This is a genomic window from Pseudomonas sp. BF-RE-22, from assembly GCF_019956155.1.
In the GTDB taxonomy this organism is placed as follows: Bacteria; Pseudomonadota; Gammaproteobacteria; order Pseudomonadales; family Pseudomonadaceae; genus Aquipseudomonas; species Aquipseudomonas migulae.
In genome coordinates this window covers 69,615-92,711 of the sequence record NZ_JAHBDD010000002.1, presented here as the reverse complement: position 1 = coordinate 92,711, position 23,097 = coordinate 69,615, and the positions used below count along the sequence as shown (strand labels likewise).

Here is a 23,097-nt window from a genome sequence, read left to right as displayed (position 1 = left end):
TGCGGTAGTGTGAGGCTTGCTGAAACGATGCACCGCGTCTGGAGTGCTTGTAATGAAGCTTATTGGAAAAAATATTCCACGTAAAAATTATTTGGAATAATTATTGATTGTTCGGTCCCGGTCGTTTTAGTCTGCATCCACCAAGAGTGTTCGGCACGGTCATCGTCCTGAACACAGGCTGATAAAAATAACAGGAGCCAGCATGGGCCAGACTCGTTTTGCCAGTGGACGCCAATTGGATCTGATTTGCCTGGGGCGACTGGGTGTCGACCTCTATGCGCAGCAAGTCGGGGCGCGGTTGGAGGATGTGAGCAGCTTCGCCAAGTACCTCGGTGGATCGTCCGCCAACATCGCTTTCGGCACCGCCCGGTTGGGGCTCAAGTCGGCGATGCTGAGCCGGGTAGGGGACGACCACATGGGGCGTTTCCTGGTCGAATCCCTGGCCCGCGAAGGCTGCGACACCAGCGGTATCAACGTTGATCCGGAGCACCTGACGGCGATGGTGTTGCTCGGCCTCAAGGACCGCGAGACCTTTCCTTTGGTGTTCTACCGTGAAAACTGCGCCGACATGGCGCTACGGGCCGAAGACATCAGCGAAGCCTTTATCGCCTCCAGCAAAGCCTTGCTGATCACCGGCACGCACTTCTCCACCGACGGCGTCTACAAGGCGAGCATCCAGGCGCTGGACTATGCCGAAAAACACAACGTCAAACGGGTTCTGGACATCGACTACCGCCCGGTCCTGTGGGGGCTTGCCGGCAAGGCTGATGGCGAAACCCGGTTCATTGCCGACCAGAACGTCAGTCAGCATGTGCAGAAAATCCTCCCGCGTTTCGATCTTATTGTCGGCACCGAAGAAGAGTTTCTGATTGCCGGTGGTTCCGAGGATTTGCTCACCGCGCTGCGCAATGTCCGTCGATTGAGTGATGCGACCCTGGTGGTCAAACTCGGTCCGCAAGGCTGCACGGTGATTCACGGGATGATCCCGGAGCGTCTGGAAGATGGCGCGATTTATCCCGGTGTGCGGGTCGAAGTGCTGAACGTGCTGGGGGCCGGTGATGCCTTTATGGCCGGCTTCCTCAGCGGTTGGCTGGAGGATGCCAGCGACGAGCATTGCTGCCGGTTGGCCAATGCCTGCGGTGGCCTGGTGGTGTCACGCCATGCCTGCGCCCCGGCGATGCCGACCCGTGCCGAGCTCGATTACCTGTTCAACAGTCCGGTGCCGATTACCCGGCCGGATCAGGACGCCACGTTGCAACGCCTGCATCAGGTCAGTGTGTCGCGCAAGCCGTGGAAGCAACTGTTCATCTTTGCCTTCGACCATCGTTGGCAATTGGTGGAACTGGCGCAAAAGGGCGGTCGCGACCTCGGCGTCATCAGCGAACTCAAACAACTCTTTATCAAAGCCGTGGAGCGGGTCGAAAGCGATTTGCGCGAGCAGGGCATCGAGGCCGATGTCGGGCTGCTGGCGGACCAGCGTTTCGGCCAGGACTCGCTGAACGCGGCCACCGGTCGTGGCTGGTGGGTGGCGCGGCCGGTCGAGATACAAAACTCCCGTCCACTGGCCTTCGAACACGGGCGTTCGATCGGCAGCAACCTGATTGCCTGGCCGCAAGAGCAAATCATCAAATGCCTGGTGCAATTTCACCCGGACGACGAGCCAATGCTACGCCTGGAGCAGGAAGCGCAGATCAAGGGTTTGTACCAGGCGTCGCAAGTCAGCGGTCACGAACTGCTGCTGGAAATCATCCCGCCCAAGGATCATCCCTCGACGCACCCGGACGTGTTGTATCGCGCGCTCAAGCGCCTCTACAACCTGGGCATCTACCCGGCGTGGTGGAAGATCGAAGCCCAGAGCGCCGAGGAATGGAAGCAACTCGACGAGCTGATCCAGGAGCGCGATCCGTACTGCCGAGGCGTGGTGTTGCTGGGCTTGAATGCCCCGGCGGCGACATTGGCCGAAGGGTTTCAACAGGCGAGCCAGAGCCGGACATGCCGAGGGTTCGCCGTGGGGCGGACGATTTTTCAGGAACCAAGCCGTGCGTGGCTAGCCGGGGAAATCGACGACGAGGCGCTGATTCGACAGGTGCAGGGCACGTTTGTCGAATTGATCGATGCCTGGCGCACAGCCCGCGCTTGACGCGACACCGCGTTATCGTTTTTCGCGGGCAAGCCTCGCTCCTGCAGATCGCCGTAGCTTCCCGCAGGAGCGAGGCTTGCCCGCGAAGGCGGCCTCAGATTCAACGGAAATTCAGAAAACAATAAAAGGTGCAGCCATGCCCGCTATCCGAATTGGCATCAACCCGATCTCCTGGAGCAACGACGACCTGCCGTCCCTCGGTGGCGAGACGCCGCTGAGCACCGCCCTCGGCGAAGGCAAGGAGATCGGCTACGAAGGCTTCGAACTCAACGGCAAATTCCCCAAGGACGCCAAAGGCGTTGGCGATGTGCTGCGCCCGTATGACCTGGCGCTGGTGTCCGGCTGGTATTCCAGTCGCCTGGCACGCCGCTCCGTGGCCGAGGAAATCGACGCCATTGCCAGCCATGTCGAGCTGCTGGCGAAGAACGGCGCCAAGGTGCTGGTTTACGGTGAAGTCGCCGATTCCATTCAAGGGCAACGTATTCCTCTGGTCGAGCGCCCGCGTTTTCACACCGAACAGGCGTGGCAGGAATACGCTGACAAACTGACCGAGCTGGCGCGCTTCACCCTGTCACAGGGTGTACGCCTGGCGTATCACCACCATATGGGCGCCTACGTCGAATCCCCGTCGGACATCGACACCCTGATGACGTTGACCGGCAGTGAAGTCGGCCTGCTCTTCGATTCGGGCCATTGCTACATGGGGGGCGGTGAACCCTTGCAGGTGCTGCGCAAACACATCTCACGCATTTGCCACGTGCATTTCAAGGACGTGCGCAAACCGGTAGTGCAGTTGGCGCGCAACAATCTGTGGAGCTTCCCGGACTGCATCATCAACGGCACCTTCACCGTGCCGGGAGATGGCGACATCGACTTCGCCGAACTGCTCGACGTGCTGCTGGCGGCCGATTACCAGGGCTGGCTGGTGGTCGAGGCCGAGCAGGACCCGGCGGTGGCCCCGAGCTACGTCTATGCCAAAAAAGGCTTCGACACCTTGCGTGCGCTGCTCGACGAGAGGACGGCACGATGAGCCTGCTGGTCAAAAGCAATGCCCGTGGCCGGACCATGGTCGAGTTGGGCAAAGGTGAACTTGAATACGTCGGTTTCGCCGCTTACCGCTTGAGCCTCGGCGAAACCCTGCCGGTCTCTGCCGGTGACAAGGAGCTGTGCCTGGTGCTGCTCAGCGGCCGGGTCGGCATCAAGGGTGAAACGCCGGGGCAGGGCGTGTTCGACTGGGACAACCTTGGGGATCGCCAGTCGGTGTTTGAAGACAAATCCCCGTTCGCCGCGTACTTGCCGCCCGGCAGTCAGGCCCGGATTGTCGCGTTGAGTGATGTGCAGATCGCCGTTTGCGCGGCGCCCGGTGCGCCAACCGAGAACCTCGGCCCACGGCTGATCAAACCCGAGACCATGAAACGCAGCGTGCGCGGTAAGGGCGCCAATACCCGCTACGTCTGCGACATCCTGCCGGACACCGAGCCGGCCCATTCGCTGCTGGTGGTGGAAGTGCGCACGCCTTCGGGGCACTCGTCGAGCTACCCGCCGCACAAGCACGACACCGACGATCTGCCGCACCAGAGCTTTCTCGAAGAAACCTATTACCACCAGATCAACCCGCCCCAGGGCTTCGTGTTCCAACGGGTCTACACCGACGATCGCAGCATCGATCAGGCCATGGCCGTGGAAAACAACGACCTTGTTGTCGTGCCCAAGGGTTATCACCCGGTCAGTGTGCCGTACGGCTACGAGTCGTATTACCTGAACGTGATGGCGGGCCCGAAACGCGTCTGGCAATTCCATAACGATCCGCAGCACAGCTGGCTGCTGGATCTCTGAATTCCAACCTCTGCACGGAGAACAAGCACAATGAGCGACGCCCAGGTTGTAGGTCATTACATCGATGGTCAGGTGCAAGACAGCGGCAGTGAAAGGTTCAGCAACGTCTTCAACCCGGCCACCGGCAGCGTTCAGGCGCGGGTCGCGCTGGCCAGCCAGAAGACCGTGGAACAGGCTGTCGCCTCGGCCCTGAAAGCCTTCCCGGCCTGGTCCGAGCAATCGTCCCTGCGGCGTTCGCGGGTGATGTTCAAGTTCAAGGAACTGCTCGACCGCCATCACGATGAGCTGGCGGAAATCATCAGCCGCGAACACGGCAAAGTCTTCTCCGACGCCAAGGGTGAAGTCACCCGCGGCATCGAAATCGTCGAATACGCCTGCGGTGCGCCGAACCTGCTGAAAACCGAGTTCAGCGACAACATCGGCGGCGGCATCGACAACTGGAACCTGCGTCAGCCGCTCGGTGTTTGCGCCGGGGTCACGCCGTTCAACTTCCCGGTGATGGTGCCGCTGTGGATGATCCCGCTGGCGCTGGTCACCGGTAACTGCTTCATCCTCAAACCGTCCGAGCGCGATCCGTCCGCCAGTTTGCTGATGGCTCGCCTGCTCACCGAAGCCGGCTTGCCGGACGGTGTGTTCAACGTGGTCCAGGGGGACAAGACGGCGGTCGACGCCTTGCTGCAACACCCGGACATCGAAGCGATTTCGTTTGTCGGTTCAACGCCGATCGCCGAGTACATCCACCAGCAGGCGACCTCGCGTGGCAAGCGTGTACAGGCGCTGGGCGGGGCGAAGAACCACATGATCGTCATGCCCGATGCGGATCTGGATCAAGCGGCGGATGCCCTGATCGGCGCTGCTTATGGTTCGGCCGGTGAGCGCTGCATGGCGATTTCGATTGCCGTGGCAGTCGGTGATGTGGGGGACCGGCTGATTGCCAAACTGCTGCCGCGCATCGATCAGTTGAAAGTCGGCAATGGCCTGCAGGGTGACACCGACATGGGGCCATTGGTCACCGCCGAACACAAGGCCAAGGTTGAAGGCTTCATCGATCAGGGCGTGGCCCAGGGCGCGCAACTGATCGTTGACGGGCGCAACTTCAAGGTGCCGGGTGCCGAGAATGGTTTCTTTGTCGGCGCGACGCTGTTCGACAACGTCACGACCGGGATGAGCATCTACCAGCAGGAAATTTTCGGGCCGGTGCTGGGCATCGTTCGCGTGCCGGATTTCGCCAGTGCCGTGGCCCTGATCAACGCCCATGAGTTCGGCAACGGCGTGTCGTGTTTTACCAGCGACGGCGGGATTGCCCGTGCCTTTGCGCGCAGCATCAAGGTTGGCATGGTCGGCATCAACGTGCCGATTCCGGTACCCATGGCCTGGCATTCGTTCGGCGGCTGGAAGCGCTCGCTGTTCGGCGACCACCATGCCTACGGCGAGGAAGGCATCCGCTTCTACAGCCGCTATAAAAGCGTGATGCAGCGCTGGCCCGACAGCATCGCCAAGGGCCCTGAATTCAGCATGCCGACGGCTAAATAATTCACCTGTGCGGAGAACAACAATAATGAGCAAACCGCTGCGTTTCGCCTTGAACCGTATGGTCGCCCCACGCTTGTCCCTGCCTGCGTTCATCGAGTTGGCGGTGACCCTCAAGGCCGACGCCATTGAGATCCGCAACGACCTCAAGGGCATCGAGATCGAGGACGGGACCACGCCCGGGCACGTCCGGGAGTTGTGTGCGGCCCAAGGCGTCACCGTGCTGTCGATCAACGCGTTGTATCCGTTTGATGTGTGGAATGACGAGCGCCGTGCGCAGGCGTTGAAACTCGCCGCTTACGCACGTGATTGTGGCGCGCAGGGGTTGGTCATGTGCCCGTTGAACGACCGGGCCGATCCGCGCAGCGAGGCCGAACGCGCTTCGGGCCTGCGCACGGCGTTGAGTCAGCTGGCGCCGATCCTGCGCGATCACGGCATCCTCGGTTTCATCGAACCGCTGGGCTTCGAAGAATGTTCGCTGCGGCGCAAACGCACGGCGGTCGATGCAATCAAGGCCATTGGCGGGCTGGATGTGTTCCGTCTGGTGCACGACACCTTTCATCATCACCTGGCCGGTGAACAGGAGTTTTTCCCTGAGTTGACCGGGCTGGTGCACATCTCCGGCGTCGAGGATTCCGAAGCGCCGTTGGCGACCATCCGCGATGGCCATCGGGTGCTGGTGGGCAAGGGCGACATTCTCGGCAACGCGGTGCAGATCGAGACCTTGCTCGGCAGCGGCTACAGCGGCTACCTGTCGTTCGAACCGTTTGCCGACAGCGTGCATGGGCTGGTGGATATCGAGCAGGCGATCGGCGCGAGCATGGATCACCTGCAAAAATCCCTGGGCTGAGGCCAACGCGCTCCCACAAGGGTTTCTTCGTGTATTGAAGGATCAGATATGACCACTACAAGACTGACCATGGCCCAGGCCCTGGTGAAATTCCTCGATAACCAGTACATCGAGGTCGATGGGGTTCAGAGCAAATTCGTCGCCGGGATATTTACCATCTTCGGCCACGGCAACGTGCTGGGTCTGGGGCAAGCCCTAGAGCAGGACAGCGGCGACCTGATCGTCCATCAGGGTCGCAACGAACAAGGCATGGCCCACGCCGCCATCGGGTTCGCCAAGCAGCATCTGCGACGCAAGATCTACGCCTGTACTTCGTCGGTGGGGCCAGGCGCGGCGAACATGCTGACCGCTGCCGCCACCGCGACAGCCAACCGCATTCCCTTGCTGTTGTTGCCGGGTGATGTCTACGCCTGCCGCCAGCCAGACCCGGTGCTGCAACAGATCGAGCAGTTCCACGACCTGAGCATCAGCACCAACGACGCGTTCAAGGCCGTGAGCAAATACTGGGATCGCATCAACCGTCCCGAGCAACTGATGACCGCCGCAATTCACGCCATGCGGGTGCTCACCGACCCCGCTGAAACCGGTGCCGTAACCCTGGCCTTGCCGCAAGACGTGCAAGCCGAGGCCTACGACTACCCCGATTACTTCCTGCAAAAACGCGTGCACCGCATCGAGCGCCGTCCGGCGACCGAAGCGATGCTCGACGATGCCGTGGCGTTGTTCAAAGGCAAGCGCAAACCGCTGATCATCTGCGGCGGCGGAGTTAAATACTCTGGCGCCAACGCGGCGTTACAGGCCTTTGCCGAGCGCTTCGATATTCCCTTTACCGAAACCCAGGCCGGCAAAAGCGCGGTGGTCTCCAGCCATGCCCTGAACGTCGGCGGCATCGGTGAGACCGGCTGTTTGGCGGCGAACCTGCTGGCCAGGGATGCAGATCTGATCATCGGTGTCGGCACTCGTTACAGCGACTTCACTACCGCGTCGAAATCCTTGTTCCAGCACCCTGAAGTGCAATTCCTCAACCTCAATATCAGCCCGTGCGATGCTCTGAAACTCGACGGCGTGCAATTGCTGGCGGACGCCCGGAGCGGTTTGCAGGCGCTGGCCGAAGCGCTGGGCGACTACCGCTCCGGTTGGGGTGATCAACCCCGTCAGGCCAGGGCGCAGCTGGATGAGGAAGTCGATCGCCTTTATCAGATCGAATACCAGACCCAGGGCTTCACCCCGGAAATCAACGATCACCTGGACCCGGCAGTGTTGCGCGAATTCATCGAGTTGACCGGCTCGTGCCTGACCCAGAGCCGCGTACTCGGCGTGCTCAATGAAACCCTCGCGGATGACGCGGTGATCGTTGCCGCCGCCGGCAGCCTGCCGGGTGACTTGCAGCGCAGCTGGCGCAGCAAAGGCGTGAACACCTATCACGTCGAGTACGGATATTCGTGCATGGGCTATGAGATCAATGCCGCATTGGGGGTGAAACTCGCCGAGCCTGAGCGCGAGGTCTATGCGCTGGTGGGCGATGGCTCCTACATGATGTTGCACTCGGAATTGGCGACCTCGATTCAGGAGCGACGCAAGATCAACGTGGTGCTGCTCGACAACATGACCTTCGGCTGCATCAACAACCTGCAGATGGGCAACGGCATGGACAGCTTCGCTACCGAGTTCCGTTTCCGCAACCCGCAAACCGGCAAGCTCGACGGCGGTTTCGTGCCGGTGGATTTCGCCATGAGCGCGGCGGCCTATGGCTGCAAGACCTACAAAGTGAACACCGTTGAAGAGTTGCACGCCGCGTTGGCGGATGCGCGCTTGCAGACCGTGTCGACCCTGATCGATATCAAGGTCCTGCCCAAAACCATGATTCACGGCTACCTGTCCTGGTGGCGGGTCGGCGTGGCGCAAGTCTCCACCAGCGCCCGCACCGATGCGGTGGCCAAGACCCTGAACGAACGACTGGCCAAGGCCCGTCAGTACTGATTGCCCTGAAACGAACAAACAGGAGTGTTTATATGTCTTTGAAGCTTGGCGTCATCGGCACCGGGGCCATCGGCCAGGACCACATCCGTCGTTGCAGCCAGACCTTGCTCAACAGTCAGGTGGTCGCGGTCACCGACATCAATTTGCAGCAAGCGGCCAAGGTCGTTTCCGATCTGAAACTGACTGCCGAGGTCTATCCCGACGGTCATGCGCTGATCAAGGCGCCGGAAGTCGAAGCGATCCTCGTCACCTCCTGGGGGCCGAGCCACGAAGCGTTCGTATTGGCAGCGATTGCCGCGGGCAAACCGGTGTTCTGCGAGAAACCTCTGGCGGTCACCGCCGAAGGCTGCCGCAAGATCGTCGAGGCCGAAGTGGCCCATGGCAAGCGGCTGGTGCAGGTCGGTTTCATGCGTCCGTACGATGAAGGGTATCGCGCGTTGAAATCAGTGATCGACAGTGGCCAGATCGGCGAACCGTTGATGCTGCATTGCGCTCACCGTAACCCCACGGTGGGCGAGAACTACAAAACCGACATGGCAATCACTGACACGCTGATCCATGAGCTGGACGTGCTGCGCTGGTTGCTCGACGACGATTACGTTTCGGTGCAGGTGGTGTTCCCGCGCAAGAGCAGCAAGGCCCTCGCGCATTTGAAAGACCCGCAGATCGTTCTGCTGGAAACCGCCAAGGGCACACGCATCGACGTGGAAGTTTTCGTCAATTGCCAGTACGGCTACGACATCCAGTGCGAAGTGGTGGGGGAGACCGGCATCGCGAAACTGCCGGAGCCGTCCCAGGTTCAATTGCGCAGCGGGGCGAAGTTGTCCAATGCGATTCTGATGGACTGGAAGGATCGCTTCATCGCGGCGTACGACGTCGAGTTGCAGGCGTTCATTGATGGTGTAAGGGCCGGGCAGGTGGGTGGGCCTTCGGCGTGGGATGGCTTTGCTGCCGCTGTCGCCGCTGATGCGTGCATCGAAGCGCAAAACAGCGGGGCGATCGTCAACGTCGCACTCCCTGATCGCCCCCGCTTCTACGGCTAACAATTATCCCCTGTGGGAGCGAGCCTGCTCGCGATAGCGGTGTATCAGGCGACATCAATGTGGAATGTACCGCCGTCATCGCGAGCAGGCTCCCTCCTACAGGGTTTGCGTTCTTTCAGGGGAAATACGTGTATGCGCATCGGACTTGTCGGTTACGGCCATGGCGGCCGGTTTTTCCATGCTCCGCTGATCAGCAGTTTGCCAACGGCGACCTTCGTGGGCGTGGTTACCCGCTCCCCCGAGCGCCGACAATTGCTGGCCGCGGAGCATCCCGGCGTGCCAGCCTTCGACAGCATCGGCCAATTGGTGGAAGCCGGAATCGATGTGTTGGTGGTGTCGACACCACTCAAGGGCCGCCCGGCACTGGTGCTCGACGGCATTGAGTACGGTGTGGCAGTGGTCAGCGACAAGCCGTTTGCTGCCGATGCGCAACAGGCACAAACCCTGATTACCATGGCCGAGCGCCAGGGTGTGCGGCTCAGCGTCTATCAGAATCGGCGCTGGGATTCGGATTTCCTCACCGTACGCAAACTCATCGAGTCCGGCGCGCTGGGCCAGGTCACCCGTTTTGAGTCGCGGATCGAGCGCTACTCGCCGCAGTCGGTGAACAACGGCAGTGGCGGCGGCTTCCTGCGGGATCTGGGCAGCCATCTGGTGGATCAGGCGTTGTTGCTGTTCGGTCCGGTGACACGGGTCTATGCCGAACTGGATTACCTGGAGAAAGGCCAGACGTTCGATAACGGCTTTTTTATGTCCCTGACTCACGCCAGCGGTGTGACCTCGCACCTGGGTGGCAGTTGCCTGCAAAACACCCCCGGCCCGCGCTTTCGGGTGACCGGCACACAAGGCTGTTACAGCGTCGATGGTCTGGACGGGCAGGAGGCGTCGGCGCTTGCCGGGCTCTCGCCTAAAACCGAAGGCGAACGTTGGGGCGTGGAGGAGCACCGACGCTGGGGCTGGTTCGAACAGGGCGAAGAGCGCGAACGGGTTCCCTCCGAGCGGGGCTGTTGGAATCAGTTCTATTTACAGCTACAAACCGCGTTGCAGAGCGGTGGCCCACTGCCTGTGGACGCCCGTGATGCACTGGCGACCACCCGTGTGCTAGACGCCGCGCGGCTGAGTTTCAAGCGCCATCAAGCGGTGGAGTTGAGCCCGTTCGAAAGCCATGGAATAAAATTAGAATAAAATTCTAAAATTGGTTGATATAGAAAATATTTTCCAATAAAGTCATTTCCAGCGAGCTGCCTCGCGTTATGTTTCAACACTTTTCCTGCTTGTCCGCTTACTGAAATCGTCACGCCTCATCCATAAAACCAACAAGAATGTGGAGAAAGACTTTTCATGAAGACCAAGATCCGTTTTGCCTCACTTGCACTGTCCCTGATGGTCGCCAGCGGCGCTGTGCTGGCCGATGTGAAGATCGGCGTCAGCATGTCCCAGTTCGATGACACCTGGCTGACCTACCTGCGTGAATCCATGGACAAGAAAGCCAAGTCCTACCCCGACGGCGTCCAGCTGCAATTCGAAGATGCCCGCAGCGACGTGGTCAAGCAACTGAGCCAGGTCGAAAGCTTTATCAGCCAGAAAGTCGATGCCATCGTGGTCAACCCGGTGGATACGGCCGCAACCAAAAAAATCACTGAAGCCGCCGTGAAGGCCGGTATTCCGCTGGTCTACGTCAACCGCCGCCCCGATGACCTGAACCTGCCCAAAGGTGTGGTGACTGTCGCTTCCAACGACCTGGAGGCCGGTGAAATGCAAATGCAGTACCTGGCCGACAAGATGGGCGGCAAGGGCGATATTGTGATTTTGCTGGGTGACCTCGCGAACAACTCCACCACCAATCGCACCAAGGGCGTCAAGGAAGTACTGGCCAAATACCCGAACATCAAAATCGAGCAAGAGCAGAGCGGTATCTGGCTGCGGGATAAAGGCATGACCCTGGTCAACGACTGGCTGACCCAGGGCCGCAAGTTTGACGCGATCGTCTCCAACAACGACGAAATGGCCATTGGCGCCGCGATGGCCCTGCAACAGGCGGGCGTCGAAAAAGGCAGTGTGTTGATTGCGGGTGTCGATGGTACGCCGGACGGTTTGAATGCCGTGAAGAAAGGCTCGCTGGCGGCTTCGGTGTTTCAGGACGCCAAGGGGCAGGCCGACGGCTCCATCGATACTGCAGTGAGAATGGCGAAAAACGAGCCGGTCGAGTCGGCCGTCTGGGTGCCGTTTCGCCTGATCACGCCGCAAAACGTTGACCAGTTCAAATAGTCCGTCCGTTCAATAACAACAATAAGTACGCAAGGTGGCGAGCGCGACCTTGCTGATGGAGTACCTGATCATGTTCGCTTCAGCGACTGCTTCGAGCACCCCTTTGAAAGGTGCCCAGCCCACTGCAACACCTGTCGATGAGCCGTACCTGCTGGAGATCGTCAACGTCAGCAAGGGTTTTCCCGGTGTAGTGGCGTTGTCCGATGTGCAGCTGCGGGTGCGCCCCGGTTCCGTGCTGGCGCTCATGGGCGAAAATGGCGCCGGCAAGTCCACCCTGATGAAAATCATCGCTGGCATCTACCAGCCAGACGCCGGCGAACTGCGCCTGCGGGGCAAGCCGGTGGTGTTTGAAACGCCGCTGGCGGCGCTTCAGGCCGGGATCGCAATGATCCACCAGGAACTCAACCTGATGCCGCACATGAGCATCGCCGAAAACATCTGGATCGGCCGTGAGCAGCTCAACGGCTTCCACATGATCGACCACCGGGAAATGCACCGCTGTACGGCGAAATTGCTGGAGCGCCTGCGGATCAACCTCGACCCCGAAGAGCTGGTCGGCAACCTGAGCATCGCCGAGCGGCAGATGGTCGAGATCGCCAAAGCCGTGTCCTATGACTCCGATATCCTGATCATGGACGAACCGACTTCGGCCATCACCGACAAGGAGGTCGCCCACCTGTTTTCGATCATTGCCGACCTGAAAAGCCAGGGCAAAGGCATCATCTATATCACCCACAAAATGAACGAAGTGTTCGCTATCGCCGATGAAGTGGCGGTGTTCCGCGATGGCGCCTACATAGGCCTGCAGCGGGCCGACAGCATGGACAGCGACAGCCTGATTTCGATGATGGTCGGTCGTGAGTTGAGCCAGTTGTTTCCGGTGCGCGACGAGCCGATTGGCGATCTGTTGCTGTCGGTGCGCGACCTCAAGCTGGATGGCATCTTCAAAGGCGTCTCTTTCGACCTGCATGCCGGGGAGATCCTTGGCATTGCCGGGTTGATGGGCTCCGGACGGACCAACGTGGCCGAAGCTATTTTCGGCATTACCCCGAGCGACAGTGGCGAGATTCGCCTCGATGGCGAAGTGGTGCGCATCAGCGATCCGCACATGGCGATCGAGAAGGGTTTCGCACTGTTGACCGAGGATCGCAAGCTCAGCGGCCTGTTCCCATGCCTTTCGGTACTGGAGAACATGGAAATGGCGGTGCTGCCGCACTACGCCGGCCACGGCTTCATTCAGCAGAAAGCCTTGCGGGTGTTGTGCGAAGACATGTGCAAGAAGCTGCGGGTGAAAACCCCTTCACTGGAGCAGTGCATCGACACCTTGTCCGGCGGCAATCAGCAGAAGGCCTTGTTGGCGCGCTGGCTGATGACCAACCCGCGAATCCTGATTCTCGACGAGCCGACCCGCGGTATCGATGTCGGCGCCAAGGCCGAGATTTACCGACTCATCTCCTACCTCGCTGGCGAAGGCATGGCGGTGATCATGATTTCCTCGGAACTGCCGGAAGTGCTCGGCATGAGCGACCGGGTGATGGTCATGCACGAGGGCGAACTGATGGGCACCCTCGACCGCAGCGAAGCGACTCAGGAACGAGTGATGCAACTGGCCTCGGGCATGTCCTCGGTTCATTAATGATGCGGGTGGTGGCTACGGCCGCCGTCGATGACGCAATAGAAAGGTGAGTGGCTATGAACGCGATACTGGAAAACAAACCGGCAGCGGCACCGGCCAAAAGTCGCCGGCGCTTTCCGACCGAGCTGAGCATCTTCCTGGTGCTGATCGGGATCGGCCTGGTGTTTGAAATGTTCGGCTGGATCGTGCGCGACCAGAGCTTCCTGATGAACTCCCAGCGGTTGGTGTTGATGATCCTGCAAGTGTCGATCATCGGCCTGCTGGCGATTGGCGTGACCCAGGTGATCATCACCACCGGCATCGACCTGTCGTCGGGCTCGGTGCTGGCCTTGTCGGCGATGATCGCTGCCAGCCTGGCGCAGACCTCGGATTTCACTCGGGCGGTCTTCCCGTCGCTGACCGACTTGCCGGTGTGGATTCCAGTGATTGTCGGGCTCGGCGTCGGGCTGCTGGCGGGGGCAATCAACGGCAGCATCATTGCCATCACCGGGATCCCGCCGTTCATTGCTACCCTGGGCATGATGGTCTCGGCCCGTGGCCTGGCGCGTTACTACACCGAAGGCCAGCCAGTGAGCATGCTGTCGGATTCCTACACGGCGATCGGTCACGGCGCGATGCCGGTGATCATTTTCCTGGTGGTGGCGGTGATCTTCCACATCGCGCTGCGCTACACCAAGTACGGCAAATACACCTACGCCATTGGCGGTAACATGCAGGCGGCGCGTACGTCGGGTATTAACGTCAAACGCCATCTGGTCATCGTCTACAGCATCGCCGGGTTGCTGGCGGGACTGGCGGGCGTGGTGGCTTCGGCCCGTGCCGCCACCGGGCAGGCCGGGATGGGCATGTCCTATGAACTGGATGCGATTGCCGCAGCGGTCATCGGCGGCACCAGCCTGGCGGGCGGGGTGGGGCGCATCACCGGCACGGTCATCGGCGCACTGATCCTTGGGGTGATGGCCAGCGGGTTCACTTTCGTCGGGGTCGATGCCTACATCCAGGACATCATCAAGGGCTTGATCATCGTGGTCGCGGTGGTCATCGACCAATACCGCAACAAGCGCAAACTCAAGCGCTGACATTGACTGCAAGCAGCGGGGGCCAGCTCTGGCTCTCGCTGCCATGTCCGTTGCCGCCTTGTCTCGCAAGCCGCGCATGTGGAGGTCGGTCAGGTAGTGATTCAAGTAGAGATAGTCTGTCGCAAAATTTTACACAGGGGCCCTCTGTCTGCGGCGAGGAGGTTCCAATTTTCTTATTAAGTAATTGTAATTTAAGGATTTTATGTCTTTGGCGTGAAAAGTGCTGGTGATTGATGTCAGGGGGCCAGTACTGCTTGCTGAGCTGACCCGATCCACGTTGCCGTCGGGTTCCGCCGTCAATGCGCGCATCGTCGGACCTCAACCAGTATCTCCGCACAAGGACTGCTTCAATGCCTCTTGACCGACTTTCCATCCAATGGAAGATCACCTTGCTGACCGGCTTCTGTCTGGTGGCTATCGTTGCCATGCTCATCGGCATCTCGCTCTACCGCATGGGGGCCGGGACCACGCTGGTCAAGGCGAGCAGTGCGCAGATGCTCGAAGCGTCGGCCCGCGAACGCATGCAAGGGGAGGGCAAGGTTCAGGCGTTGACCATCCAGCGTTACTTCATGTCGGCCTACCAGGATGGCCTGAACTTATCTCGCGAAGTAATGCGCCAGCGTCGCCAGGCGCAGAAACTGAATCTGGACGGTCAGGCCCTGCGTGATTCGCTCAACCAGCAGATCAAAGAGGCGTTGCAGGCCAACCCGCAACTGCTCAGCCTCTACCTCGTGTTCGAACCGGATGCGCTGGGCGGTGACGATTCCGCCTTTGCCGGCCGTGCCGAAACAGGCAGTAACGAACAAGGCCGCTTCGCCACTTACTGGGCGCAGCGCGGTGCAAGCCTGAACACCCTGGCGGTGACCGAAGACATGATCAGCGACGCCACGCCCATGCTCGACGGCAGCCCTTTCAATACCTGGTTCAACTGCCCCAAGCAAAGCCTTAAGCCCTGCTTGTTGAATCCCTACTTCGATGACGCTTCGGGGCAGAAGACGCTGATCACCACCTTGACCTTTCCGGTGATCGAGAACGGTCGCATGATCGCGGTGGTGGGCATGGACATCAGCCTGAGCAATCTCCAGCAGTTGGCGACGGCGGGCAGTCAGGGCCTTTATCAGGGGCAGGGCGCCATCAGTATCCTCAGCCCGGCCGGCTTGCTGGCCGGTCACAGTGTGGACGCCGGCCTGCTCGGCCAGAGCCTGTCCAAGGCCTACCCGGGCGAAGCGGCCGAGCTGCTGGACTTGCAACGCCAGGGGCAAGGACATGAGCAGCAGACGAACGACCACTTGCAGGTGCTGGCACCGCTGCAACCCATTCCAGATGCCAAGCCCTGGGCCGTGTTGCTGGACGTGCCCATGACGACCCTGCTGGCGCCGGCCATGGCCTTGCAGAACGATCTGGACGTGCGCAACACCCAGGGAACCTGGCTGGAGCTGCTGCTCGGGATAGCCGCCGCCATCGCCGGTCTGCTCCTGGTGTGGCTGACCGCGCGCGGCGTGACCCGACCGATCCTTGGCGTCGCCAGCATGCTCAAGGACATCGCCAGCGGTGAAGGCGACCTGACCCGTCGCCTCGACTACTCGCGCAAGGACGAGCTGGGCGAACTGGCCGGCTGGTTCAACCGCTTCCTCGACAAGCTGCAACCGGTGATTGCCGACGTGAAACGCTCGGTGCAGGACGCCCGCAGCACCGCCGATCAGTCTGCGGCGATCGCCAGCCAGACCAGCTCCGGCATGCAGCAGCAATATCGCGAAGTGGACCAGGTGGCCACGGCCTCCAACGAGATGAGCGCCACCGCCCAGGATGTCGCCCGCAGCGCGGCGCAGGCCGCTGAAGCGGCGCGTGGTGCCGATCTCGCCACCCGCGAAGGCCTCGGCATCATTGGCCACACCACCAGCGCCATCGATGCCCTGGCGCGCGACATGAGCAGTGCCATGGCGCAGGTCGAAGGTCTGGCGGCCAACAGTGAACAGATTGGGTTGGTGCTGGAGGTGATCCGCAGCATCGCCGAGCAGACCAACTTGCTCGCCCTCAATGCCGCCATCGAAGCCGCACGCGCCGGTGAAGCCGGACGTGGCTTTGCGGTGGTTGCCGACGAGGTGCGCAACCTGGCCAAGCGGACCCAGGACTCGGTGGAGGAAATCCGTCAGGTCATCGAAGGCTTGCAGAAGGGGACCCGCGAAGTCGCCAGTTCAATGAACAGCAGCTACCAGCAAGCACAGGGCAGCGTCGTACACGTCGAACAGGCGGTCGCCGCCTTGCGTCGAATCGGCGAGTCGGTATCGGTCATCTCCGATATGAACCTGCAGATTGCCAGCGCCGCCGAGGAGCAGAGCGCCGTGGCCGAAGAGATCAATACCAACGTGGCGACCATCCGCGATGTCACCGAATCCCTTTCGGGGCAGGCCGAGGAATCGGCCCAGGTGAGCCAGGCGCTGAACCGCCTGGCCAACCATCAGCAGGGGCTGATGCAGCAATTTCGGGTCTAGTCTGGTTCAGGGCGTGGGTGAAGGCCATTTATGCGATTCACCCTCGCATTCCTTGCACCAGGCTAACGCAACAGATGCACGGTCAAACCGACGAGCGCGCAGGCCATCAGCACCTGAATGACGCCTCGCTTGAAGCGGAACAAGGCAACCGCCGCCGCAATCGCGATCAGCGCGGAGGGCCAGTCCAGGTTGCCGCTGAAGCCCTTTGGCCAAAGCACGTGATAGCCGAAGAAGCACGCCAGATTGAGGATCACTCCAACCACGGCGGCTGTTATGGCGGTAAGCGGTGCCGTGAACTTGAGTTCGTTGTGGGTCGACTCCACCAGCGGGCCACCCGCGAGGATGAACAGGAACGAGGGCAGGAAGGTGAACCAGGTCACCAGCGAGGCCGCCACGGCCCCGGCCATAAACACCTGATCGGCTCCGAACACTTGCGAGACATAGGCGCCGACAAAGCCGACAAAGGCCACGACCATGATCAGCGGCCCCGGTGTGGTTTCCCCCAGCGCCAGCCCGTCGATCATCTGTGTCGGGGTCAGCCAGCCATAGTGTCCGACCGCGCCCTGGTAGACATACGGAAGCACGGCATACGCACCGCCAAAGGTCAGCAACGCAGCTTTGGTAAAGAACCAGCTCATTTGAGTCAAGGTGCCTTCCCAGCCGAAGAGGAGGGTCAAGATGCCCATTGGCAATGCCCAGAGCGTGGCGCCGATAAGTGCGAGCGACGCCAGTTTCAGCCAGTTAAAACGGGCATGCTCAGGGGTGGGGGTGTCGTCATCGATCAAGGCTGGCCCGAAGGATTTTTTGGCGGAACCATGGCCCCCGGTCCTGAACTTCTCGGGCGCCAGGCGCCCTCCGACATAGCCGATCAAAGCGGCGCTCAGCACGATCAGCGGGAATGGAACGTTGAACGCGAAGATCGCGGTAAATGACGCCGCCGCTATTGCCCACAGCCAATTGTTCTTCAGTGCCCGAGAGCCGATCCTGTGTGCCGCTTGCACCACGATGGCCGTCACGGCGGGCTTTATCCCATAGAAGAGCCCGGCCACCACGGGTATTTCGCCGAACGCGATGTACATCCACGACAACGCAATCAGGATGAACAGCGAGGGCAGCACAAACAGTGCGCCCGCAATGACTCCTCCCCATGTCCGATGCATCAGCCAGCCAATGTAGGTCGCCAACTGCTGAGCCTCAGGCCCGGGCAGCAACATGCAGTAGTTGAGGGCATGCAAAAATCTCCGTTCCGAAATCCAGCGCCGCCGTTCTACCAACTCCTGGTGCATGATCGAGATCTGTCCTGCCGGCCCGCCGAAACTGATGAAGCCGAGCTTCAGCCAGAACCAGAACGCCTCACGCAAACTGACCGGCTGAGGCCTCGACAGATTCTCGTCAACGTCCAATGTGGAAACCTTACTCATCGGGTTGTTCCTCTTTCACAAATTCGCAGAGCAGGCCGTCGAAGATGGCGCTTGCCGCAGCGAGCAAGTAGTCGTCATGGGAAATGGTTTCACGCAGCCCTGCCAGCACCCGTTCGAGAGCTGATGCAGGCAGGGCGAAATCGTCCTCAAGCGGCGCTATCCAGCACCGAGCCTTGTTGTACGAACCGGTCGATCAACCACCTTGCCGCAGGGCCCGGTGGCAGATCCGTACGGTAGATGACGTCGAAGGTATATTGGCCGCTTTTGTATTCCGGTATGTTCAATTGCACGAGCCGGCCGCTCTCCAGATCTTCCTGGACCATCGGCAACGGCATGTTCCCCCAACCGATGCCTTCACGCAGCAGCATGTGCTTGGCACCCAGGTCCGCCAGGCGCCAGGTGCGGTTACTGAGCACGGCGAAATCCTTGCCTTTGGTCAGAAGCGAGCGATCGGACAGCACCAGTTGCGTGAACTCTCGCCCGGCACCGGGCACATTCGAGCCGCTTGAAGCCAGTGGATGATTCGGGGCAGCCACCGGAATCAGCTCCACGCTGCCGACGCCAATTCTTTCGATACCGTCGATGCCTTCGTTCATCGGCCCGCTGACGCCGACGATAGCACCACGGTTGATCACCAGTTCCGTGACGGCGCCGAGCGCTTCCATATGCAAGTGCAGGGCAACCGTAGGGAATTCTTCGCGAAAGGATTTGAGTGCGTCGACCACGCGCTCCGGGGGAAGCATTACATCGAGCACCACGTGGACTTCGGCTTCAAGCCCCTGAAGCAGCCCTTTCACTTTGGCGCGTAAACCGTGAATGCCGTTGGCGATGGTCCGGGCTTCGGCCAGCACGGTGCGGCCGGCGTCGGTGAGCTGCGGCTTGCGTGTGGTCTGACGGTCAAACAGCGACACGCCGAGCTGCATTTCCAGGTTGGCAATCGAGTAGCTGATGACCGAAGTGGCTCGATGCAGCTTTCTGGCAGCCGCTGCAAAACTGCCAACTTCAACGACCGTCAGGAACACGCGCAGTTGGTCCAGTGTCGGTGTTCCGGGATCAGAAATCATGCGTGTTTCCTCGAACGTAATGGTCAATATTATCCCGGTATTGCTAACCGTTTCATCAGCATGGATCGCCTGCCCGGCTTGCGCTTTCAACCCGACCCTCAGGGAAACTGAAACGCCAGACAGATAAGCGCAAAGCCCCGACAGGGTGAGCAAGGCTCCTAAAGAGTGGCGGGTCGCAATCGGCGACAGTTGAGTCGTCGATTGCGACACCCCCATACGTTCAGGCGTATGCGCAGCGGCTGGAATTATTCAGCTGCGCTCTTAACAGGAGAAACAAGATGACTGATTTCATTCCTACCCCCAACGAGATCGCCGGCAAAGTCGTGATTGTGACGGGCGCCGCCAGCGGTATCGGCCGTGCCATCGTCGAGCTGTTTCATGCCCGTGGCGCCAGGATCATAGCCGAAGACATCAACCCCGAAGTGAATGCACTTGAGCGCCCGGGGCTGGTGCCTTTGGTGGCGGATATCACGGTCGATGGCTCGGCTGAACAGGCTGTTGCACTGGCCGTTCAACACTTCGGCACGCTCGATGTGCTGGTCAATAATGCGGGACGGATCATCTACAAGCCTCTGGTCGAGATGACCCGCGAGGACTGGAGCTGGCAGATGGAGACAAACGTGACGGGCGCATTTCTCCATTCCCGCGAAGCGGCGAAAGAAATGATGAAGAAAAAGTCAGGCGCTATCGTCAACATCGCCTCCTATGCCTCTTACTTTGCCTTCCCCGGTATTGCGGCCTACACCGCGTCGAAAGGGGCACTGGCGCAGTTGACCCGGACCCAGGCGCTGGAAGCGATAGAACACGGTATCCGGGTCAACGCGATTGGCGTGGGTGACGTGGTCACCAATCTGCTCAATCACTTCATGGAAGACGGCCCGGGTTTCCTGCAAGAGCACGGGAAATCCGCCCCCATTGGCCGTGCCGCCTCGCCCGGGGAGATCGCCGAAATCGTGGCATTCCTGGCCTCCGAGCGCGCCAGTTTCATTGTCGGCTCGGTGGTCATGGCCGATGGCGGCATGAGCATTCCCGTGGGCAGTTGATGGGTCGGTTTTACCTGCGGCACGGTGCACGCCGTGCCGCGTTTTTCATTTGCGGTAGTGGCTGGGCAGGACGCCGACTTCCCGTTTGAACGCTTGAGAGAAATGGCTGGCGCTGCTGTACCCGACTTCCAGTCCGGCATCGATGATGCTCATGTCGGTTTCAATCAGCAGTTGCCTGGCTTTGGTCATTCTCAACCTGATGAAGTAGCGCGAGGGCGAAAGCCCCGTGGCGCGTTTGAACAGGCGACTGAAGTGGTACTCGCTCATGCCGGCTTCGTCGGCCAGGTCACCCAGACAAAACGCCTCACTCAATGACCTCTCCATCGCGTTCAGCACACGCTTGAGCTTGAAGGCCGGCAGGGCGTTGCGCTGCACGATGTTGTCCGCTTGCGTATCAAGATACCGGCGCGCCAGATGCACGGCGATGCACTGGGCGATGCCTTGCATCAGCAGGGGGCTGGATTCTCCCTGGGTAGTCAGTTCAACTCTGAATTGTTCGAACAGCACTGACAGCGCTTCATCTCGACCGCCGGATATTTCCCGCAGGCAAATCGCACCGGTGACCTCTTTGTGGGTTTCCTGGATTGCACGTTCAAGCAATGGCAGACCGAGGTAAATGTGCATCACCACGAAGGGCTCCGCACTGTTCACGTGCCAGCGCATTTCGTAGGGCACAGCACTGGTGGTCAGGAAAAAATCACCCTTTGTCACCTCACTCGCCAGCCACTCTTTGCCGGGCTCCCGTTCTTCAATGGTGGCGCTCCCGCAAAGCACCCAGACAATCAGCGGTTCAGCCACGGCGGGAACGACAAAGCTCTGTTCGATCCTTTCCCGGGTAAAGATCTGCACCAGCACATCGTTGGAAAAAACATCCTCGGAGGCGGCCAGGCGCTGACCGCGAATGTGCGATTCCAGGCCTGTTGCAGAGGTTCGCTCAACGATTTGCACGATTGAACTTCCTGTTGATGGGGGGATTTACTTGCCTATTTATTCGAATCTAATGATCTAAATTAGTCGGCTATTCAGAGGAGAGGGCAAGACGCAAAATTTCTTCACAGCAGCGATTCATGGCGAGTCGCACAAACTTTGAAGGAAATACCTCATGACTACTTCTGCAAACATCGCTCATTCCACCGGCTCTGAACAGAGCCGCCGCGACGTGACCCAAGCCTCGGCTTCGTTGATCGGCCGCGTACTGCTCAGCGCAATCTTCATTCTCTCCGGTTTTTCGAAACTGGCCGCTCCCGCGATGATGGTCGGCTACATCAGCTCCGTGGGTCTTCCGCTTCCGGAACTGGCGCTGGCGTTGGCGATCATTGTCGAAGTCGGTGGTGGCCTGGCACTGATCGCCGGTTACCGCACTCGCACCGTTGCCGCTGTACTGGCCGTGTTCAGCGTATTTACCGCACTGGCTTTCCATAACGCACTGGGCGATCAAAACCAGTTCATCCACTTCTTCAAGAACATCGCGATGGCCGGTGGCCTGTTGCAGGTCGTGGCCTTCGGTGCCGGTCGCTTCAGCCTCGACGCTCGCCGTCGTTGAACCGGTAAGTCGCAGCCCGTTATCCCGACAGGATCAGGCAAGTTGTCAGAAGGATCTGACTAACTGGCTGCCCACCGTTATCCCTAATCTGGACTGGCAGCGAGACACCGCTCTCGCGTCACCAGCCACTCAAGTGAGGGATTAGGGTCATGTCGAATATCTCGAAAAAAGTCGTTCTGATTACGGGCGCGAGCAGCGGAATAGGTGAGGCGACAGCGCGCCTGTTGGCCAGTAGCGGTGCACATGTCGTGCTCGGGGCACGTCGTACGGAGCGCCTCGAAATACTCTGCGCGCAGATCAATTCCAGCGGGGGAAGTGCCCACTTCCAGGCATTGGATGTCACCCGTCTGACCGACGTACAAGCATTCGTGGATTTTGCGTTGAACCTGCATGGCCGGGTCGACGTATTCGTCAATAACGCCGGGGTCATGCCGCTGTCGAAACTCGAGGCGCTGAAGGTCTCGGAATGGGATCAGATGATCGACGTCAATATTCGCGGCGTCTTGCACGGTATCGCGGCAGGTTTGCCGTTGATGCAAAAACAGAAATCAGGCCAGTTCATCAACATTGCATCGATTGGCGCCTACACCGTCAGCCCAACGGCGTCGGTCTACTGCGCGACGAAGTTTGCAGTGCGCGCCATATCTGAGGGATTGCGTCAGGAGGTCGGCGGGGACATTCGTGTCACGGTGATTTCACCCGGCGTAACCGAGTCCGAGCTGGCCGAGAGCATTTCCGATGAAGGCGGGCGTGCCGAGATGCGCGAGTTCCGCAAGATCGCCATCCCGGCAATGGCCGTCGCTCGCGCTATCGCTTACGCCATCGAACAGCCTGCCGATGTGGATGTCAGTGAGCTGATTGTCCGTCCGACTGCCAGCGCGTACTGAACCGAGGACTTGAACATGACGGTAAAAAAATCCGCTGATCAGGACAAGTACGTCGGTATGTGGGTCACGGCAGACGGGCTCATCCGCCATGAGCTCTTGCCGGGTGGCCGGTACGATGAAGCCCGGGGCCGGAAGGCGAGTGCCTACCAGGGGCGGTATTGGCTGGAAGGTGACCACATGGAGTACGTCGATGACACCGGGTTCACGGCTGATGGCGACTTCCGCGACGGGATTCTGTACCACGCGGGCATGATTCTTTATCGCGAGGTGTAGAGGCCTGGCACT

General features: G+C 60.2%; 19 protein-coding genes and 2 pseudogenes. 17 read left to right on the top strand and 4 right to left on the bottom strand.

Going from position 1 to position 23,097, the window contains the following annotated elements:
- Positions 1–202: 202 nt before the first annotated feature.
- From KGA82_RS01395 to KGA82_RS29405, 13 genes and pseudogenes are all read left to right on the top strand, one after another.
- Entirely contained in the window at positions 203–2,140 is a 1,938-nt protein-coding gene (locus tag KGA82_RS01395; RefSeq protein ID WP_192228362.1) for a bifunctional 5-dehydro-2-deoxygluconokinase/5-dehydro-2-deoxyphosphogluconate aldolase, read from the top strand.
- A gap of 136 nt (positions 2,141–2,276) precedes the next feature.
- Entirely contained in the window at positions 2,277–3,170 is an 894-nt protein-coding gene (gene iolE / locus KGA82_RS01390) for a myo-inosose-2 dehydratase (protein ID WP_008039119.1), read from the top strand.
- Positions 3,167–3,976 carry a 5-deoxy-glucuronate isomerase gene (gene iolB / locus KGA82_RS01385; RefSeq protein WP_008039118.1) on the top strand — a complete coding sequence of 270 codons (810 nt, stop codon included), beginning with the start codon at positions 3,167–3,169 and terminating at the stop codon, positions 3,974–3,976. Before iolE ends, iolB begins: the two co-directional genes overlap by 4 nt.
- A 30-nt stretch (positions 3,977–4,006) precedes the next feature.
- Positions 4,007–5,509, top strand: a complete 1,503-nt coding sequence (locus tag KGA82_RS01380) for a CoA-acylating methylmalonate-semialdehyde dehydrogenase (protein WP_223449426.1) — start codon at positions 4,007–4,009, stop codon at positions 5,507–5,509.
- A gap of 25 nt (positions 5,510–5,534) precedes the next feature.
- Positions 5,535–6,356, top strand: a complete 822-nt coding sequence (locus KGA82_RS01375) for a TIM barrel protein (RefSeq protein ID WP_223449425.1) — start codon at positions 5,535–5,537, stop codon at positions 6,354–6,356.
- A 48-nt stretch (positions 6,357–6,404) separates the two neighbouring features.
- Entirely contained in the window at positions 6,405–8,336 is a 1,932-nt protein-coding gene (iolD, locus tag KGA82_RS01370) for a 3D-(3,5/4)-trihydroxycyclohexane-1,2-dione acylhydrolase (decyclizing) (RefSeq protein WP_223449424.1), read from the top strand.
- A 32-nt stretch (positions 8,337–8,368) separates the two neighbouring features.
- The gene (locus tag KGA82_RS01365; protein WP_223449423.1) at positions 8,369–9,379 is read left to right on the top strand and encodes a Gfo/Idh/MocA family protein; all 1,011 of its coding nucleotides are present in this window, start codon (positions 8,369–8,371) and stop codon (positions 9,377–9,379) included.
- Between the two features lie 132 nt (positions 9,380–9,511).
- Positions 9,512–10,564, top strand: a complete 1,053-nt coding sequence (locus KGA82_RS01360) for a Gfo/Idh/MocA family protein (protein WP_223449422.1) — start codon at positions 9,512–9,514, stop codon at positions 10,562–10,564.
- A gap of 156 nt (positions 10,565–10,720) precedes the next feature.
- The gene (locus tag KGA82_RS01355) at positions 10,721–11,647 is read left to right on the top strand and encodes a sugar ABC transporter substrate-binding protein (protein ID WP_008039109.1); all 927 of its coding nucleotides are present in this window, start codon (positions 10,721–10,723) and stop codon (positions 11,645–11,647) included.
- 70 nt (positions 11,648–11,717) lie between these two features.
- Positions 11,718–13,283 (top strand): sugar ABC transporter ATP-binding protein, encoded by a 1,566-nt coding sequence (locus KGA82_RS01350; RefSeq protein ID WP_008039108.1) that lies wholly within the window; start codon positions 11,718–11,720, stop codon positions 13,281–13,283.
- 56 nt (positions 13,284–13,339) lie between these two features.
- Positions 13,340–14,362, top strand: a complete 1,023-nt coding sequence (locus KGA82_RS01345) for an ABC transporter permease (protein WP_008039101.1) — start codon at positions 13,340–13,342, stop codon at positions 14,360–14,362.
- A 299-nt stretch (positions 14,363–14,661) separates the two neighbouring features.
- Positions 14,662–15,996: pseudogene (locus tag KGA82_RS29410) on the top strand (HAMP domain-containing protein); the annotation flags it as partial.
- A gap of 102 nt (positions 15,997–16,098) precedes the next feature.
- Positions 16,099–16,854, top strand: coding sequence for a methyl-accepting chemotaxis protein (locus KGA82_RS29405; protein WP_411736698.1), 756 nt, complete (start codon positions 16,099–16,101; stop codon positions 16,852–16,854).
- 62 nt (positions 16,855–16,916) lie between these two features.
- On the opposite strand, the gene chrA is transcribed toward KGA82_RS29405, so the two are convergent.
- The 3 genes and pseudogenes from chrA to KGA82_RS01325 all read right to left on the bottom strand — a co-directional run bounded on the left by chrA (position 16,917) and on the right by KGA82_RS01325 (position 19,339).
- The gene (gene chrA, locus KGA82_RS01335; RefSeq protein ID WP_223449420.1) at positions 16,917–18,275 is read right to left on the bottom strand and encodes a chromate efflux transporter; all 1,359 of its coding nucleotides are present in this window, start codon (positions 18,273–18,275) and stop codon (positions 16,917–16,919) included.
- Positions 18,268–18,402: pseudogene (locus tag KGA82_RS01330) on the bottom strand (chromate resistance protein); the annotation flags it as partial. The gene chrA and the pseudogene KGA82_RS01330, both read right to left, overlap by 8 nt.
- 19 nt (positions 18,403–18,421) lie before the next feature.
- A complete protein-coding gene (locus KGA82_RS01325) occupies positions 18,422–19,339 on the bottom strand; it encodes a LysR family transcriptional regulator (protein WP_223449419.1) in 918 nt (305 codons plus the stop codon).
- 278 nt (positions 19,340–19,617) lie between these two features.
- Between KGA82_RS01325 and KGA82_RS01320 the strand changes: the two genes are divergently transcribed.
- Positions 19,618–20,382 (top strand): SDR family NAD(P)-dependent oxidoreductase, encoded by a 765-nt coding sequence (locus KGA82_RS01320; RefSeq protein ID WP_008039092.1) that lies wholly within the window; start codon positions 19,618–19,620, stop codon positions 20,380–20,382.
- A gap of 45 nt (positions 20,383–20,427) precedes the next feature.
- On the opposite strand, the gene KGA82_RS01315 is transcribed toward KGA82_RS01320, so the two are convergent.
- The gene (locus tag KGA82_RS01315) at positions 20,428–21,330 is read right to left on the bottom strand and encodes a helix-turn-helix domain-containing protein (protein WP_008024731.1); all 903 of its coding nucleotides are present in this window, start codon (positions 21,328–21,330) and stop codon (positions 20,428–20,430) included.
- Between the two features lie 154 nt (positions 21,331–21,484).
- Here KGA82_RS01315 and KGA82_RS01310 point away from each other — a divergent pair, with 154 nt between their 5' ends.
- The 3 genes from KGA82_RS01310 (at position 21,485) to KGA82_RS01300 (ending at position 23,085) form a co-directional block, all read left to right on the top strand.
- Positions 21,485–21,925, top strand: a complete 441-nt coding sequence (locus KGA82_RS01310; RefSeq protein WP_008024732.1) for a DoxX family protein — start codon at positions 21,485–21,487, stop codon at positions 21,923–21,925.
- A 149-nt stretch (positions 21,926–22,074) separates the two neighbouring features.
- Positions 22,075–22,812, top strand: a complete 738-nt coding sequence (locus KGA82_RS01305; protein ID WP_192228354.1) for an SDR family oxidoreductase — start codon at positions 22,075–22,077, stop codon at positions 22,810–22,812.
- Positions 22,813–22,827: 15 nt separating this feature from the next.
- Positions 22,828–23,085, top strand: a complete 258-nt coding sequence (locus KGA82_RS01300; protein ID WP_223449418.1) for an Atu4866 domain-containing protein — start codon at positions 22,828–22,830, stop codon at positions 23,083–23,085.
- Positions 23,086–23,097: the final 12 nt, after the last annotated feature.